The sequence below is a fragment of the Aphanothece sacrum FPU1 genome, assembly GCF_003864295.1.
Lineage (GTDB): Bacteria > Cyanobacteriota > Cyanobacteriia > Cyanobacteriales > Microcystaceae > Aphanothece_B > Aphanothece_B sacrum.
In genome coordinates this window covers 154,056-170,926 of the sequence record NZ_BDQK01000003.1, presented here as the reverse complement: position 1 = coordinate 170,926, position 16,871 = coordinate 154,056, and the positions used below count along the sequence as shown (strand labels likewise).

15 protein-coding genes and 1 pseudogene are annotated in these 16,871 nt (G+C 37.6%); 9 read left to right on the top strand and 7 right to left on the bottom strand.

From position 1 onward, the window contains the following. Positions 1-156 precede the first annotated feature (156 nt). Entirely contained in the window at positions 157-2,856 is a 2,700-nt protein-coding gene (locus AsFPU1_RS05300; protein ID WP_124978398.1) for a phycobilisome rod-core linker polypeptide, read from the top strand. 82 nt (positions 2,857-2,938) lie between these two features. On the opposite strand, the gene AsFPU1_RS05295 is transcribed toward AsFPU1_RS05300, so the two are convergent. After that, entirely contained in the window at positions 2,939-3,274 is a 336-nt protein-coding gene (locus AsFPU1_RS05295) for a XisI protein (RefSeq protein ID WP_124978396.1), read from the bottom strand. Positions 3,275-3,399: 125 nt separating this feature from the next. Continuing rightward, a pseudogene (locus tag AsFPU1_RS23510) lies at positions 3,400-3,510 on the bottom strand (element excision factor XisH family protein); the annotation flags it as partial. Positions 3,511-3,723: 213 nt separating this feature from the next. On the opposite strand from AsFPU1_RS23510, the gene pipX reads away from it, so the two are divergent. The 5 genes from pipX to sfsA all read left to right on the top strand — a co-directional run bounded on the left by pipX (position 3,724) and on the right by sfsA (position 7,795). Beyond that, positions 3,724-3,993: a transcriptional coactivator PipX gene (pipX, locus tag AsFPU1_RS05285; protein WP_124978394.1), complete on the top strand. Its 270-nt coding sequence runs from the start codon at positions 3,724-3,726 to the stop codon at positions 3,991-3,993. A gap of 114 nt (positions 3,994-4,107) precedes the next feature. Continuing rightward, positions 4,108-4,761 carry a YggS family pyridoxal phosphate-dependent enzyme gene (locus tag AsFPU1_RS05280; RefSeq protein ID WP_124978392.1) on the top strand — a complete coding sequence of 218 codons (654 nt, stop codon included), beginning with the start codon at positions 4,108-4,110 and terminating at the stop codon, positions 4,759-4,761. A 339-nt stretch (positions 4,762-5,100) separates the two neighbouring features. Further along, the gene (locus AsFPU1_RS05275) at positions 5,101-5,697 is read left to right on the top strand and encodes a cell division protein SepF (protein WP_124978390.1); all 597 of its coding nucleotides are present in this window, start codon (positions 5,101-5,103) and stop codon (positions 5,695-5,697) included. 94 nt (positions 5,698-5,791) lie between these two features. Then, positions 5,792-6,604 (top strand): pyrroline-5-carboxylate reductase, encoded by an 813-nt coding sequence (proC, locus tag AsFPU1_RS05270; protein WP_124978387.1) that lies wholly within the window; start codon positions 5,792-5,794, stop codon positions 6,602-6,604. Positions 6,605-7,078: 474 nt separating this feature from the next. After that, positions 7,079-7,795: a DNA/RNA nuclease SfsA gene (gene sfsA, locus AsFPU1_RS05265; protein WP_124978385.1), complete on the top strand. Its 717-nt coding sequence runs from the start codon at positions 7,079-7,081 to the stop codon at positions 7,793-7,795. 114 nt (positions 7,796-7,909) lie between these two features. Here the strand turns inward: sfsA and AsFPU1_RS05260 are convergent, their stop codons facing one another. After that, the gene (locus AsFPU1_RS05260; RefSeq protein WP_124978383.1) at positions 7,910-10,429 is read right to left on the bottom strand and encodes an EAL domain-containing protein; all 2,520 of its coding nucleotides are present in this window, start codon (positions 10,427-10,429) and stop codon (positions 7,910-7,912) included. Between the two features lie 141 nt (positions 10,430-10,570). Between AsFPU1_RS05260 and AsFPU1_RS05255 the strand changes: the two genes are divergently transcribed. Continuing rightward, a complete protein-coding gene (locus tag AsFPU1_RS05255; protein WP_124978380.1) occupies positions 10,571-11,326 on the top strand; it encodes a GAF domain-containing protein in 756 nt (251 codons plus the stop codon). Between the two features lie 266 nt (positions 11,327-11,592). Then, the gene (locus AsFPU1_RS05250) at positions 11,593-13,023 is read left to right on the top strand and encodes a GTP-binding protein (RefSeq protein WP_124978378.1); all 1,431 of its coding nucleotides are present in this window, start codon (positions 11,593-11,595) and stop codon (positions 13,021-13,023) included. 299 nt (positions 13,024-13,322) lie between these two features. Here AsFPU1_RS05250 and AsFPU1_RS05245 read toward each other — a convergent pair whose 3' ends face one another. Together AsFPU1_RS05245 and AsFPU1_RS05240 are read right to left on the bottom strand one after the other, a co-directional pair. After that, a complete protein-coding gene (locus AsFPU1_RS05245; protein WP_124978376.1) occupies positions 13,323-13,592 on the bottom strand; it encodes a type II toxin-antitoxin system RelE family toxin in 270 nt (89 codons plus the stop codon). Further along, on the bottom strand, positions 13,585-13,875 hold the full coding sequence (locus AsFPU1_RS05240; RefSeq protein ID WP_124978374.1) for a type II toxin-antitoxin system prevent-host-death family antitoxin: 291 nt from the start codon (positions 13,873-13,875) through the stop codon (positions 13,585-13,587). The genes AsFPU1_RS05245 and AsFPU1_RS05240 overlap by 8 nt, the downstream gene beginning before the upstream one ends. A gap of 541 nt (positions 13,876-14,416) precedes the next feature. On the opposite strand from AsFPU1_RS05240, the gene AsFPU1_RS05235 reads away from it, so the two are divergent. Next, on the top strand, positions 14,417-16,132 hold the full coding sequence (locus AsFPU1_RS05235) for an alpha/beta hydrolase (RefSeq protein ID WP_124978372.1): 1,716 nt from the start codon (positions 14,417-14,419) through the stop codon (positions 16,130-16,132). 193 nt (positions 16,133-16,325) lie between these two features. On the opposite strand, the gene AsFPU1_RS05230 is transcribed toward AsFPU1_RS05235, so the two are convergent. Both AsFPU1_RS05230 and AsFPU1_RS05225 read right to left on the bottom strand, forming a co-directional pair. Beyond that, the gene (locus AsFPU1_RS05230) at positions 16,326-16,538 is read right to left on the bottom strand and encodes a hypothetical protein (protein ID WP_124978370.1); all 213 of its coding nucleotides are present in this window, start codon (positions 16,536-16,538) and stop codon (positions 16,326-16,328) included. Further along, positions 16,531-16,839, bottom strand: a complete 309-nt coding sequence (locus tag AsFPU1_RS05225) for a UPF0175 family protein (protein WP_124978527.1) — start codon at positions 16,837-16,839, stop codon at positions 16,531-16,533. The genes AsFPU1_RS05230 and AsFPU1_RS05225 overlap by 8 nt, the downstream gene beginning before the upstream one ends. Between the last annotated feature and the right edge of the window lie 32 nt (positions 16,840-16,871).

The following is a 16,871-nucleotide window of genomic DNA, read 5'->3' as shown; positions in this document are numbered from 1 at the left end:
AATCGTAACAAACGCCCTCAGAAAGCACCAAACAGTTTAATCTAGATGCTGATTAACTTTTTAACAAACATCTGGTTTTAATCAAGATGTTGCGGATATCTAGACTCCGACCAGGAGTAGATTAGCAATTTTTTCATGGGAGATAGTTGAAATCCAATGAGTGTAAAGGCAAGTGGTGGAAGCTCGTTAGCACGGCCCCAACTGTATCAAACCGTTCCTGTATCGGCAATTACCCAAGCAGAACAACAGGATCGCTTCTTAGCTAAGACGGAACTTAGTGAGTTAGTTGCCTATTTTCAATCAGGAAGCAAGCGGCTCGAAATAGCGCAAATTCTTACGAATAACTCTGATTTAATCGTTTCACAAGCAGCCAACCGTATTTTTACGGGTGGATCACCCATGGCTTATTTAGAAAAGCCTCCCGTTGAAGTGAAAGAAATGGCCATGGCCGGGGCCCCTGTTACCATGCAACGGGCCATGGAATTAGGAAAAGTTACCTACGCTGAAAGTAGCGGTGGTGGCGGAGGCTTTTTCGCCGGATTTCGCTCTATTTTTGCTTCTACAGGCCCAATTCCTGCTGGATTTCGCCCCATTAATATCTCTCGTTATGGCCCAAGCAATATGCAGAAGTCCTTACGAGATTTATCATGGTTCTTGCGTTATGTGACCTACGCCATTGTTGCGGGCGATCCTAGTATCCTCGTTGTCAATGTTCGTGGACTACGGGAAATCATTGAAAGAGCTTGTTCAACGGATGCTACCTTAGTGGCACTCCAAGAAATGCGGGCCGCCGCTAAAGATTATTTCCGACAAGATGCAGAGGCACAAGAGATTGTGACTCAGTATTTTGATGTACTGATTACGGAATTTAAAGCCCCTACTCCGGCTAATCAAGTACGTCAACGTCCTTCATCGGATCAGCAAGGGTTAGAACTGCCCCAAAGTTACTATAATGCAACCACAACCCGGCAAAAATTCGTCATGAAAACTGGCTTATCCGAGTCAGAAAAAAGCGAAATTGTCAGAGCAGCTTATCGCCAACTGTTTGAACGGGACATCAGTAAAGCGTATAGTCAGTCTGTTTCTTATTTAGAATCCCAAGTCAGAAACGGCGACATTACCATGAAGGGATTTGTCCGTCGTTTGTGCAAATCTCCTCTCTATCGTCAACAATTCTTTGAACCCTTTATCAATAGTCGCGCTCTAGAATTGGCTTTCCGTCATATTTTAGGCCGTGGCCCCAGTTCTCGTGAAGAAGTTCAAAGTTACTTTGCCATCGTTTCTAATGGTGGTTTAGGTGCGTTAGTTGATGCTTTAGTGGATTCTCAAGAGTATTCTGATTACTTTGGAGAGGAAACCGTGCCTTATTTACGGGGATTAGGGCAAGAAGCCCAAGAATGCCGTAATTGGGGGATGCAGCAAGATCTGTTTAATTATAGTGCGCCTTTCCGCAAAGTTCCTCAATTTATCACCACCTTTGCTAAATATGATCGTCCCTTACCCGATCAGCACGTTTACGGTTCAGGTAATGATCCCCTAGAAATCCAATTTGGGGCTATTTTCCCGAAAGAAACCCGTAATCCGAGCAATCGTCCCGCACCTTTTAGCAAAGATACCAAACGGATTCTGATTCACCGTGGCCCTGGGATTAATAACCAAAATAGCAATCCTCAAGCCAGAGGAGAATTTCCCGGAACCCTGGGAGCAAAAGTATTCCGTCTCAATAACGAACTCCCTGGTAGTAGTAACGGGGTGAGCGTTAAATATGGGGAAAGTTCCACTCAAGCGGTGATTCGGGCAGCTTATCGTCAAGTATTTGGACGGGATGTCTATCAAGGTCAAAACTTGACTGTGGCTGAAATTAAGCTAGAAAATGGCGATATTACCCTACGGGAGTTTATCAAAACTTTAGCTAAATCGGAAGTATTCCTCAAGACATACTGGACTCCTTACTATGTCGTTAAAGCGATCGAATTCATTCACCGTCGTCTCTTAGGTCGTCCGACTTATGGTCGTCAGGAAATGAACGCTTACTTTGATTTGGCTTCTAAGAAAGGCTTTTATGCCCTCGTTGATGCCATGATCGACAGTAAAGAGTATGAGGAAGCTTTTGGCGAGGATACGGTTCCTTATGAGCGTTATGTAACCCCTGCTGGAATTCAGGCACGCATGACCCGTCCTGGTACGTTACGGGAAGATATTGGTCAACGGGTAGATAAAGAAGTTACCCCTCGCTTTGTGGAGTTAGGGCAAGTTTCTAATAATCGTACCGAACCGGATATTAAGTTCCGTATTAATCAAGGTGTGACGGTTCAACGGGAACAAACCAAGGTCTTTAAACTGCTATCAACGGCGGATAAAGTTGGGGTACAAAATGCGATTCGCGCTGCCTATCGTCAGATTTTTGAAAGAGATCTTGATCCCTATATTATCCAATCAGAATTTACTGCTCTTGAAAGTAAACTCAGCAACGCAGAAATTAACGTTAAAGAGTTTATTGAAGGATTAGGTTGTTCTGAGTTGTATGTCAAAGAGTTCTATGCACCTTATCCTAATACAAAGGTCATTGAATTGGGGACAAAACACTTCCTCGGACGTGCGCCTCTGACTCAGAAAGAGATTCAAAAATATAATCAAATTCTGGCAACTCAAGGCATTCGCGCCTTTATTAGTGCGATGGTTAATGGTATGGAATATGTCCAAATATTCGGTGAAGATACTGTTCCTTACCGTCGTTTCCCCACCCTTCCTGCGGCGAATTTCCCCAATACGGAACGGTTATACAACAAACTCACCAAACAGGATAAAGAGTTAGTGGTTCCTAGCTTTGAACCTGTGGTTAAAATTGGTGGTTAATTTCGGTTAGTTATTAACTGATTTTTAAGCAAGTAGAGGCGCGAGCGATCGCGTCTCTGTTGTTGTTATAGTAAATAATAGTCTATTTAACGGCAAACTCGGTATAAGGGCGAATATATTCTGGTTTAAATGCAAGGACAATTTTATCTTTAGGAATTCCTGAAGCTAATAAATCGGTGGCAATACCTTCTTCTATTTCGTCTCTTTGTATCCAGATTTTATCATTAATAATTTGCAAATGAACTAAACAGCCATGAACTCTTTCTGTGTTTTCCCATCCTTCTAAGAGAATGAGATAATTATCAGAGTCTTTGTCTATAATGAGGAGTCGATTAACTTCACCTGTTGCATAGCGTAAGTTAGCATAATAGCGCAGAGATTCAATAATAATTTCTCTCATCTTCTCTAAGTTATCCATTTTAAAATGACCTCCTGAATTGCATGAAAAACTAATAATTTAAGGCGTTTATTCTCTAATAAAACTTGACAAAAAAAAGGTTTCAATCCTCCTCTTTCAAAAGGATAGAAATAAAAATATTCATTGTATAAATCTCTTTTTCCCCAACGAATAACTAGGGGATCATTAGTAATTGTCCAACAGTCTTTTTCTAGGGCAGTTCTTACGATATCATGATAAATATCTTTGGCGGGCATTTGATGATAATTATCCATAATTAAGGATAATCATTATTGTAACACATTCATATTGCCGTGAGTTTGTGGAGAAATGATGACATTTGTCTAAAGATTCCCTATTCTGGGAGTAAATAGGCCCTTAGTTGCGCCCAGAGAAGGTTAAGATTACATACAATAAGTAACGGTTTTAATGATTTCTTTGTTAGAGGATAAGCACTTTTAGGAAATTGAATGAGCAACGAAATTTATGTCAACCATCCCACTTTCGGACTGTTATATCGAGTATGTATCCTCGATGATAATCAAGAGTTATTTACCACCCTATATGCCCAACGGTTATTTTTTTTGGTAACTACAAACTCAACTAATACCGCCCTTGACCCCATTAGTCGCTCTGATGCTAGGCTATTGATAGAAAAACGTTTACGGAACCTGCGTCGTATCGGAATCTCTCAAGAATATCAAGATCTCTCCGAAATCCATAAAAAGACGTTTCAATAGGTACGTAAGCGATAGTATAGTCCTCAAAATTAAGTAGGGGTCAACGGCCGTTGACCCCTACAAGGCAAGGTTTTAGGAATAACTAATGCCAAACTACGAAAATTGCTCCTTGATATGACCATTGCCCAACGCCTTGACCAAATTCGTCAACAAATCCCCCCGTCAGTTCTTTTGATCGGGGTAACTAAGCAAGTCTCCGTATCAGCTATGAAGGAAGCTTATGAAGCAGGAGTCAGAGATTTTGCCGAAAGTCGTCTACAAGAAGCAATCCCCAAACAAGAACAACTACAAGACCTAAAACATATCTCTTGGCATTTTATTGGACATTTACAAACGAATAAAGCCAAAAAAGTCCTAGAACACTTTGATTGGATTCACTGTGTTGATAATCTAAAGCTGGCTCAACGTCTTAATCAATTAGTACAGGAGGGGGTTAACTCCCCTAAACTCTGTCTCCAGGTTAAAGTTTTACCCGACCCCAATAAATACGGTTGGCACATTCGGGAACTTTTGGACGATTTATCGGAATTAGAAAGGTGTAAACATCTGAAAATAGAAGGATTAATGACTATTTTACCATTGGGGTTATCAGAATCCGAGATTTTAGCTGCCTTTGACCAGACCAGACAATTAGCTCAAACCCTTAAACAACAGTCCTCCTTATCGATGGAACAGTTGTCAATGGGAATGTCCTCTGATTACTTATTAGCTATACAACAGGGGGCAACCATGATTCGTCTAGGACGTATTATCTTTGGGGACAGATGAAAAATTTTTTGCTCATTAATACTCTAAAATTATTATACCCATCTAAAATTCTTTTTAATTTTTTGGGGAACATATTCTCAAGTCAAAACGACTAGAGGAAAAAGCTATCCTAACTCTAAACAACTGGCTTAAACTTTCCTAGAAAGAATGCCAGTACTAATGTAAGCAATAGGGAAGATGAAGGGAAAAAAGAGACGAGAACGGTAAAATAAAACAGCGATCGCGGCTCTAAAATTCTCTTTTACTCAACCCATTAAAACTGCAATTGTGAACTGCCATCAGGTATTTAACAAACTTGTGCTTGATTAACTCCTTGTAAAAAAAAACGAGATTGCGGATATGATTTTCAAAAAGCTGAAAGATTGGGCTAACATTGACGAACCAATAGATGATGAAGATGATTCTAACGAATCCTATGAAGAAATCTATGGTAATTTAGAACCCGATAATCAAGTACAAGATACCTCAGCCGAGGATGAACAACGCAACTGGCGCAAACAAGATAGATTAAACAATTTAACCCCACAATCGAATATGCGAACTAGTAGAAGTAATAACGTTCTCGATAACGTCATCGGTATGCCTGGCATTACTAATAGTATTGCTGAAGTTGTGGTGGTTGAACCCCATTCTTTTGACGAAATGCCTGAAGTTATCCAAACTTTACGGGAACGTAAGTCTGTTGTGCTTAATCTTAACTCAATGGACCCAGAAGAAGCTCAAAGAGCGGTAGATTTTGTCGCTGGTGGAACCTATGCCATCGATGGCCATCAAGAACGCATTGGGGAGAGCATTTTCTTATTCACCCCTAGTTGTGTCAAAGTAAGTACCCTCTCAGGTACTATGCACGATGTCCCTGATGTTAACCCCATTATGCCTCGTTCTTCTTCCCCTATTTCTAGTTGGGGAGCAGATGTTAATCGTTTAGTTCAATAGTTCGGTTGTTTGAGTTCCCGTTTTAGTGATTTTACCGTTTTAACGGGAGCTTATCCCCAAATTTCTCTTTTTTTCTATTTAAACCTGGAAATTAGTGTCCATTAGATTAGGCATCATTGGTGGTGGCGTGATGGCAGAAGCAATCCTATCACGTCTTGTACAACAAGGTATTTATCAAGGGTCTGAGGTATTAGTAAGTGAACCAGAACCGAAAAGACGAGAGTTCTTAGAACAAACCTATGGGGTTCAGGTAACTTCAGATAACCCAAACACCCTGACGGCAACGGAAGCGTTACTCTTAGCCATTAAACCCCAGGTATTCGATACGGTTGTCAACCAATTAGAAATAAAGTCTCAACCTAGTTATCCTCTAATTATTTCAATTTTAGCTGGAGTCCCTTTAAGCCGTTTACAAGCGGCTTTTCCCGTATATCCGGTAGTTCGAGTTATGCCTAATACTCCGGCGACTGTGGGGGCAGGAATGAGTGCGATCTCGTCTGGGCAAACAGTTGAACCTCATCACCTAAGTTTAGCGACTTCTATTTTTACGGCGGTTGGGGAAGTTGTTACCGTACCTGAATCTTTAATGGATGGAGTGACGGGTTTATCGGGTTCGGGACCTGCTTTTGTCGCCATCATGATAGAGGCTTTGGCGGATGGAGGAGTAGCAGCAGGACTCCCCCGAACTATTGCGGCTAAACTGGCGTTACAGACGGTTTTAGGCACGGCTCAACTGATGCAAACTACTAATATCCATCCGGCCCAATTAAAAGATCAAGTAACCAGTCCAGGGGGAACCACTATTGCGGGTGTGGCCCAATTAGAACAAAGACGGTTTCGTTCGGCTATTATTGAAGCAGTTAAGGCCGCTTATCTGCGATCGCAAGAATTGGGTCATAAATTATGAATTATGAATTATGAATTATGAATTATGAATTATGAATTATAAATTAGGATTTTTAAATTAGGATTTTTAAATTAGGATTTTTAAAGTCTAGACCTCATTAAATTATGAATTGTAAATTGTAAATAATGCTTGAAAGCTTTGTATAATTCGGTTCTACCGGACTTGTTCTGTTAAATCAACGTCTAAATCACAGACCTTATGTCTGATACTATAGGGACGAAGCCTCTCTTCAGAGGCTAAATTAAACCCGCGTAGGCGGGTTTTGTTTTTATAGCTTAACCCGATCGGGTTTAAACCCATAATTTCTAATAGTTTTACATACTAGGTTCAGTAGAACCTATAATTCTAAGTTCAATTCTTATTAATTCATAATTTATAATTTACAATTCATAATTTATAATTCATAATTTATAATTCATAATTCATAATTCATAATTCATAATTCATAATTCATAATTCATAATTTATAATTTAATGATGATTTACACCTATCCGCCCCTAATTCCAGGAATTCTAAAACAACGCTACAAAAGGTTTTTAGCGGATATTGAGCTAGAATCAGGAGAAATCATTACCGCCCACTGTGCTAATACGGGGCCCATGATTGGGGTATGTACAGTCGGAAGTAGGGTTTATGTATCTAAAAGTTATAATCCTACTCGAAAATTAGCCTATAGCTGGGAAATGATTGAAGTTAATAATACTTGGGTCGGTATTAATACAGCATTGCCTAATAAAGTCATTAAACTAGCCTTAGAAAAACAATGTTTACCCGACTTAGTGGGACAATATACCCAGATTCGTTCAGAAGTTCCTTATGGTGTTGCTAAAAAAAGTCGGATTGATTTTCTTTTAACTCAAGAAAAAGGAGAATCACCTATTTATTTAGAGGTAAAAAATACGACCCTATCTCAAGGAGAAATTGCCTTATTTCCTGATACTGTCACCAGTCGGGGTCAAAAACATTTAAAAGAATTAATGGCCCTTTTACCAGAAGCAAACCCCATCATGTTGTATTTTATTAATCGGGGAGATTGCGGTTTTTTTGCCCCTGGAAATGAATTTGATCCCACTTATGGGGAATTATTTCAGGAAGCCATAGAAAAGGGGGTTAAAGTGTTACCTTGTCGATTTGATGTAACCCCTGAAGGAATTAGCTATTTAGGTTTAGCTTCCCTTAGTTTATGGTGACATACTCCCGACAGCAACCGCTTAGGCGGTATGAGAAAGGGCTTTAGCTTTTTATTAATTATCAGTTTAGCATAGCAAATCCCGTAGAACCAGGTTTATTCAACAATTCAATATTTACGGTTCTCTGGCCATTTTTCCTAAAAATTCTGTGGCCTCCTTTGCTGATAAAGGATAACTAAATAAATAGCCTTGTACTTCTTGACAGTCAATTTCTCGTAATAGCTGAAGTTGTTCTGGTGTTTCCACACCTTCGGCCACGACTCGAATATTAAATCCGCGTCCAATAGCTAAAACGGCTGAAATTAAGCCCATTTCCTCTGATGTTCCTCGAAAATCTCGAATAAACTCTTGATCTATTTTAAGAGTACGGAACGAAAATTGTTTGAGATAGCCTAAAGAAGAAAAACCGCGACCAAAATCATCTAAAGCGATACGAACCCCTAAATTTTGTAAATCTTTGAGGGTTTTACGCGCTAAATTCAAATGTTGTCTTAAGGTTAACTCAGTCACTTCTAATTCTAACCACTGAGGGTCTAATGCGGTTTCATCCAAAACTCTAGCCACAATTTCTGCTAGATTAGGTTGTTGAAACTCCCGACTACAAAGGTTAACAGCAATGGGTATGGAGGGTAAACCGTCTTTTTGCCAAGAACGATTTTGAGCGCAAGCAGTTTTCAGCACCCATTTATTAATATGTAACATTAAATCGGTCTTTTCGGCCAAAGGAATAAATTTTTGCGGAGGAATGACCCCTAAAGATGGATGTTGCCAACGTAATAAGGCTTCCATTCCTACTATTTTACCTGTTGCTAGGCTAATTTGGGGCTGATAATGTAAATAAAATTGTTTTTTCTCAATTGCTTGATGTAAGAGACTTTCTATTCTTAATAATAGAGAAGATTCATCGGTTAAATTAGGACTATAAAATTGATAATGATTCCGTCCTTGTTCTTTGGTACGATTCATCGCCGCATCAGCATTCTTCAGTAAAATCTCTGAGTTTTCTCCATCTTGAGGATAAACCGCAATACCGATACTACACTTGATTTTTAATTGATGTTCCTCGATAATAAAGGGACGTTGTAGATTATCAAAAATTCGTTGAGCGAGTTTAATTGTATCTTCTGTATTGCTAATTTGAGGTAAGAGTAAGGTAAATTCATCACTTCCCCATCTTGATACTGTATCACCAGTCCTAACACAAGATTCTAGTCTTTTTCCAAAGCTTTGTAAAACCCGATCACCAATGGTATGACCCAAGGTATTATTAATATGAGTAAAGGAGTCAATATCAAGGAATATAACCGCTAAGAGATGTTGATGACGTTGAGCATGGGCTAAAGCAATCGCTAATTGTTTATTTAATAAAAGACGGTTCGGTAAATTAGTTAAGGGATCATGTAAAGACTGATATTTCAGTTTTTCTTCTGCTTGTTTCCGTTCTAAAATATCTCGTATTACCAAACAAAAAACTTCTTGTCCTTGATAAAGTGTCTCACTAATTTTTCCAGCAACACTAATTAAAGAACCGTTACGGTGACGATGGAGAGATTCTTTAATAATATAGGGTTTTTCGGCGGTAACTAGAACTAATTCTTGTTTAATGACTTCTCGTTCTAAGGCAATTAATTCATAAAGACTTAGACCAATAATTTCGGCACTACTATAACCTAATAATTTACAATAAGCTTGATTTGCTTCAATAATATTTTTGCTTTGTCTATCGACTAATAAAATTCCTTCTGTTCCTTGTTCAAGAAACAAACGATAACGATCTTTACTCGCTCTTAATTTTTCTTCTCTTTGTTTATATTTAGTAATATCAAACAAATAAGTCATAAGGGAATTATTATCTTTTGCATAATAAATATGCTGTTCATAATAATCTTCATCTACTTTAACTTCTCGCACTAAGTAAGTTTCATCTTTTCCCGATGAATTTAAAACCAGTCCTTGTAAAATAGGATGGTCTAATTTAACCTCATTGAGATCAGGAAATTTAACTTTTGCTGTTGGGTTGATATAGGTTATTTTTTCAGGAAAATTTATCTCAATAATGGGATAAGGATTTGAATCAATTAAGGAAGAAAGATCAATTTGATGACTAGGCTTATTTGTTTGACAAACCTTGCCAAACCTCATTGTTTCTTGGTTTTCTTCCTCATCTTCAATGAAAAGTTCCTCTAAAGGCATGATCGTATGATCGTTAAGAAAAGTATCTAAATGATTAGATTCAGAAGTTTTATTCCCTAGATTATTTCCCTGTTTTAATAAATCTAATTCTTCAGAATTAGCAATCACATAGTAATTAGCTTGAGACTTACTCCCAAAGCGAACTAAATCTCCTGGTTGTAATTCATGAGATAGACAATATTTACCATTAATGGTAATTCCATTAGTGCTTCTTTTTCCTTGTAAATTTCCATCAACTATCCGGTAACAAGGTTGTTCATTTTGAACATCATTAATTCGTAAAAGGGTGGCGTGATGGCGAGAAACTTGCCGATCATACAATAAAATACTACTATTAGGATCACGACCAATAGAATAATTGCTCTGGGCTAAAGGAACAATTCTTCGTGATTTTTGGTCAGCGATTACTAAGATATGACGAACTTCTGAAACATTACTCATCACGACTCATAAAGAGTAAGGGGCTATAATTCTAATGTTCCCAAAATCTTCCCTAAATTAACATGACCTCAAGAAAAATTTTTTAACGTTTTCAAGGAAATCGGTAAGTATTAAAGTATACTTACTATCTGGAGAGTACATATGAACGACGATAATAACTTTATGTTTCAATTGGTTCGGGTATCTAACCTCTTAGAAGAACCGATTAACTTAGAAAATGGTTTAGCTGAGGCGGCTAAGCTGACAGCCCAAATTTTGAGATCTCAACGTTGTTCTATCATGTTATTTTCTGATGAATCTGACGATTCCGTCAATGACCCCTATCTGCGAGTATTTACTCATTACGGAAATTTACCTACTTCAGCTTACGCAGAAGTGACTAAACTTAATGAGGGCATTGCTGGTTACGTCGCAGCAACGAGAGAACCCCTATTAATTAAGGATCTTACTCAATCTAAGTTTGTTACTAATGCTCGTTATCTCGATGAGGGTCATAATAGTTTAATGTCTGTCCCTATTATTTTAAGTCAACAAGTAGTTGGAGTAATTAATGTTAGTATTCCTTTAGAACGACCTAGCTTTGTTGAAGATGAGTTAGATATAGTCGAAATTTTTGCTTTATTTGTTGGTAAATCTTTACAAATAGCCCAATTACAAACTATTATGCGCTCAAAATTTGTTGAAGTTGCTGTTATTAGAGATGTTATCGAAAATAATCGACAACCTGCTGTCGCACTTCATTCTAATCCGACAAAATTAGCTAAAATTGTCGCCAAATCTTTCTATAAAGAACTTGCTCAAGCTGGTTTTAGTCCCAATCAAGTTATTGCGAGCGCAACAGAAGTCCTCAACTTATTACAAGATAGTTTAGAACGTCACAAAAAACGTATTAAATAATAATTAAAGCTTATGATTCCTAGGGTGGGTTAGACGAAGCAACGATTTTGAGGGCAAACTAATAAGTTTTAGGGCGCGTCTTAACCCACTATATTAAAGATTATAGCTTATCATACATTTTCTAGCAAGATGTCGGGAGAGTCAAGGGGGCGATCGCAACTTAATTGTTCCCTAACTTCTATTTTTGTGTAATTAATTTTGTCTACTTACTTATATTGTCATTTGATTGATAATAGAATTATGCACTTGTTACTATAAATTAGGGAATGTCTGAGCCAACTTTTGATGATCAATGGAATTTTTCAGACTTAGATGAAACTATTCTGAGTTTTGAAGCGATTCAGGAAGAATTAAACTATAAACAAGCACAAGATACCTTGAGAAATTTGGTTAATCGTCTAGATTTAACTTCTCAGGAACAAATCGGTTTAGAATTTGAACTCGATCATCTAACAGAAATGTTAGAAAAATTAGAGCAATCAGTCGTACAAATTGCTGCTTTTGGTATGGTAGGTAGGGGTAAATCTTCGGTTTTAAATGCTTTATTAGGACAATCTATTTTTGCAACTGGGCCCCTTCATGGTGTAACTCAAACTATTGATACAGCTAATTGGAAGTTAGAAGAAGATCAGAGTTTACAGGGTGTACAAAGATTAGTTTTATCGGGATGGGGTAATTCTCAAATACAATTAATTGATACTCCTGGTATTGATGAAATTGATGGAAAAACGAGAGAAATGTTAGCCCATCAGATGGCTAAACAGGTAGATTTAATCTTATTTATTATTGCGGGAGATATGACAAAAGTTGAGTTTGAGGCTTTATCTCAATTACGAGAAGCGGGAAAACCGATGATTTTAGCTTTTAATAAAATTGATCAATATCCTGAAGTTGATCGCTTAGCAATTTATGAAAAAATTAGGGATGATCGAGTCAAAGAATTACTTTCTGCTGATGAAATTGTCATGATTGCGGCTTGTCCTTTAGTGACAGAGGTAACACAAGATAAAAGCGGAAATATTAAGCAACAAAGACTCAGAGGAACGCCACAGATTGAATCTTTAAAACTGAAAATTTTAGAAATTTTGCACCGAGAGGGTAAATCTTTAGTTGCTCTTAATACGATGTTATATGCTGATGAAGTTAATGAACAAATTGTCGCCAGAAAATTAGAAATTAGGGAAAATGCGGCTAATCAATTAATACAAAAAGCGGTGATGACTAAAGCAATGGCCATTGCTCTTAATCCTGTGACGGTGATAGATTTATTAACAGGGGCCGTGATAGATGTTGCCATGATTTTAAGTTTATCTCGTCTTTATGGTATCTCTATGACTCAACAAGGGGCGATCGCTCTTTTACAAAAGATTGGTGTTAGTATGGGGGGAATTAGTGCCAGTGAGTTTCTTGCTTCTTTGGGGTTAAGTTCTGTCAAAGGAATGTTAGGATTAGCTGCACCAGCAACGGGGGGATTTTCTTTGTTTCCTTATGTGTCAGTTGCTATTACTCAAGGTAGTGTGGCCGGGGTTTCTTGTTATGCGATTGGACAGGTAACAAAACGTTATTTAGCTAATGGTGCATCTTGGGGGCCAGATGGGCCGAAATCGGTGGTTAAAAGTATTTTATTGTCTTTAGATGAAACCTCGATTCTTAATCGTATTAAATGGGAATTAGGGGCTAAATTAAAACGGAGTTAGTCTTTGATATTATGGAAAATATGGTTCTATCGGACTTACTATGCTAAATTAATAATTAATGACAGACCTTATGTCTTATCCTATAAAGACTAAGTCCGCCTGCGCGGACGCTCATTCTAGGTTGCGTAGGCAACCTTTGTTTGTATAGCTTAACTCTTTAGAGTTAAGGTCTATGTTAAGCAAGGTAAAACTAGACCTATTTCTGAATTATGGGAAAGAATTAATGACCGATAATTTTAGTTCTATTATGATTTTACAATATCATCAATAGTTTTACTAAAGACGAGTAAAAATAAATCTTACAAATTTTGATATACTTCATCATCATTACGCTTACCAATTTTAAATATTCTAATTTTATCATTCTCAACTGTGTATAAAATTCGGTATTCACCTTGATCTACTCGATAACCTTTCTCATACCCTTTTAACTTTTTGCAGTCTTGAGGAAAGGGATTATCTTGCAAGGTAAATATTTTGAAAACAATCTGCTTGATAAATTTTGGTTGAAGATTTTTTAAACTTTTTCTAGCAGAAGATTCAATGATAAATGAATATTCTTTATTCATCTTCATCTCCCGATGTTAAATCTTCAATATTTAAACCTAATTCTTCTAATAATTCATCAAAAGTCACACTAGGTTGGCCTTTGCTTTCTTCAACTGCTTGACGTAATAATTCAGAATCTCTAGCATCTTCTAAAGCTTCTAAATATTCTAAATCTGCATAATTAATAATGGCAACTTTTCCTTGACCTTCTTTTTCTATAATGATTCTTTCTCCTTCAATTTCAGCTTTTTTAACTAATGCTAAGAGTTCATCAGAATTAACTGTTTCATTGACTTTTATCATAACGATTTACCTAATTTTGATTGCCTTATGTAATTTAATTATAATCTAAAATCTAAAAGGATTTATATTATTATCTGAGTCAGGTATATTTGAAGACATAAAATGTTCAACAATACTGTTGACGGATAATCAATTTTTGTAGGTTGGGTTGAGGAACGAAACCCAACATAAGCTAATACGCATTTAAAATGCGTATTAGCAAGGCAAAAGGCAAAAGGCAAAAAGAAAGAGAGTTGTAGCTATTTCCTTCAATTTAACCAATAAGCAGTTTAAATGCACAACAGCTTAGCCATCTTCCGTCATCTTACGAGATTTTAACGAAGGCAAGTCATTTCAACTAGGGAAAAACCAGGGTTTTAATCCACTCTGACGCAAGAGGGATAGCATAGGGGGTTTGTTGGGTTTCACTATCGTTCAACCCAACCCCCATTTTAACAATTTAATGGCTGTTTGGACTCGAAATTATAAGAAAGTAACTCTTTTGATAACCCTTACTGTTATAGTATTTGAGGACAGAATCAACAAGCCTCTGATAACTACTATGCTGAGCCATAAATTGCTTCCAAAACGTTTATTGAGCAAAACCTTCAAACAGTTAACTTTAGGAACCCTGGCGGCGATTTTAACGGCACTTCCCCTTCAAGCTGGCCAAAGATTGCACTTTATTTTTGGCCCCATTAATATATCTTTAGGCATTGATTCCTTGGACACCTTTGCGAGAGAAGGGGTGGTTACTCGTGAATTAGCTGATTATATGCGTCTAGCAGGGGTTGATGACGAGCAAAAAGCTTTGTTTCGAGAGGCCTTAAACACACGCGCTGACATTAATGCGGTACAAATGTCTCGTTTTCTCAACACTCCCACTGGAGAAGCTATTTTAGAAAGAGTAGGATATCTGATCTCAATTCGCGGGGGACGTAATGGTAAGTTTGCCCTACGAGGTGCAATGATCAAAGCAGCACTGGATCAAAAAGAAGGACTAACCCTACTTAATGTTCTTAATAATCTTCCGGTTAATATGCAGTTTAATTTAAAAGATATCTTGCAAACTGCTGATTATGTTGATCTTTTAGGACGGGGAACAGATTCAGTTATCGAGGAAATGAGAGAATTATCAGCCCAACAAGCCAAAAAAGAGACTCCTGTAAATTTTTCTACCCTTCCTGATATTCGTCAACCGGGCCCCTATGGGGTAGCACCTGAACGAGTTCTAACCCTCAAAGATGAGAAGCGTCAAAGAACATTTAATGTGTTATTATTCCAACCTCAAAAGTTTCCAGAAGGTAAAATTCCAGTAGTTATCATTTCTCATGGGTTAGCTTCTCGGCCCCAAGATTTTAGCGATCGCGCTAAACAGTTAGCATCTTATGGTTATTTAGTAGCTTTACCTCAACATCCTGGGAGTGATTTTCAACAGGTACAGAATATGTTAGCAGGTCTATCTAGAGAGCTATATAATGTTAATGAATTTATTGATCGTCCTTTAGATATTAGTTATGTTATTGATGAATTAGAAGTGCGTAATAATCGAGAATTTGGCGGACGTTTGGAGCTAAAAAATGTCGGAGTTATGGGTCATTCTTTCGGGGGATATGGTGCATTAGCTGTTGCGGGGGCCCCCATTGATTTTAAGAAATTAGAAGAAGTTTGTGGTAGAAGAATTTGGGGGCCAAATCTTTCTTTATTGCTTCAATGTCGAGCCTTAGAATTGCCCCGTAAAGAGTATAATTTTCGGGATGAAAGGGTGACATCTGCCCTAGTAATTAATCCGGTTACGAGTGCTATTTTCGGGTCACAAGGATTAAATCAGGTCAAAATTCCGGTTATGATCGGAGCGGGAAGTAGTGACCCTGCAACTCCTGCTGTCATTGAACAATTACAAGCATTTGTCTGGGTTAATACGGCTGATAAATATTTAGTGTTAGTAAAAGGACAAGCTCACGTTAATTTTTCTCAATTGGATGCTAGTATTAAAGCTTTGATTGATTCCTTTCCAGATTTAACCCTTCCTAAACAACAAATTCTTGATGAATATGCGAATTCTATATTAGTGGGTTTTGCTGAAGTTTATGTCTCTAAAAATGAGGCTTATCGTCCCTTTTTAACCTCAGCTTATGGACAATATATTAGTCAAGAACCGAATACTCTTTATTTAGTAGGTGCTGATGCTGATGTTCCTTTAAGTGATGTATTTAACCGCTTAAGACCAGGAAGTACCCCTGCTATTTCTTCTCCAAGAGTTTTAAATAAGAATTAACATCTAGCAAGGCAATATCTAAGAGTTGTGGTTCTACCGAACTTGTCATGTCAAATTAATAAATCAATACAGGCTAAAGCCTTATTCTATAAGCACAAAGGCTGTCTACACAGCCTAATTTTAAACCTGGGTAGCCAGGCTTAGTTCCTATAGCTTAACCCGATCGGGTTTAAGCCTGTAATTTTTAATCGTTTTACATCCTAAGTTCGGTAGAACTTAGGATGTAAAACTTATTGATAATATCTCGAATATGGTTAGTTGTAATGTCAGTTTGGTCAGATTTAGCATATATAAGAATCAGTTGTAGATCATTGCGAATGCTACGATAACGTTTAGCAAGGGTGCGAAGTCTACTTTTGAAATCATCGAAGAAAAAGATTTTAAGATCGGGGATTTCTTCAGACATCAATGTCATCCCACAGTTCAGAGATAGGATGTAATTTGCCTTCTTTAGCTTGTTGAAGGGAAGTGTTAAGACTAGCGAGGATAAGTTCGTTGGATTCGTCGTCGGGGTCAGTGGGTAACGTAATGAGATTGCGACCTATTAGCAATTGATAGAAATCATCGATTGCCATTCCACTAATTTGGGCTGCTTGTTCCAAGTGAATACGCTGTTGCTGATAAAGCATTATAGCAATTTCTTTGAGCATTTCTGCTTCAGTCATTTGCGCTGTTTGCAGAAGTTCAGTAGGGAGTTTAAGACTCATCATAATTTTATTGAGTTGAGGTTATTTTATTA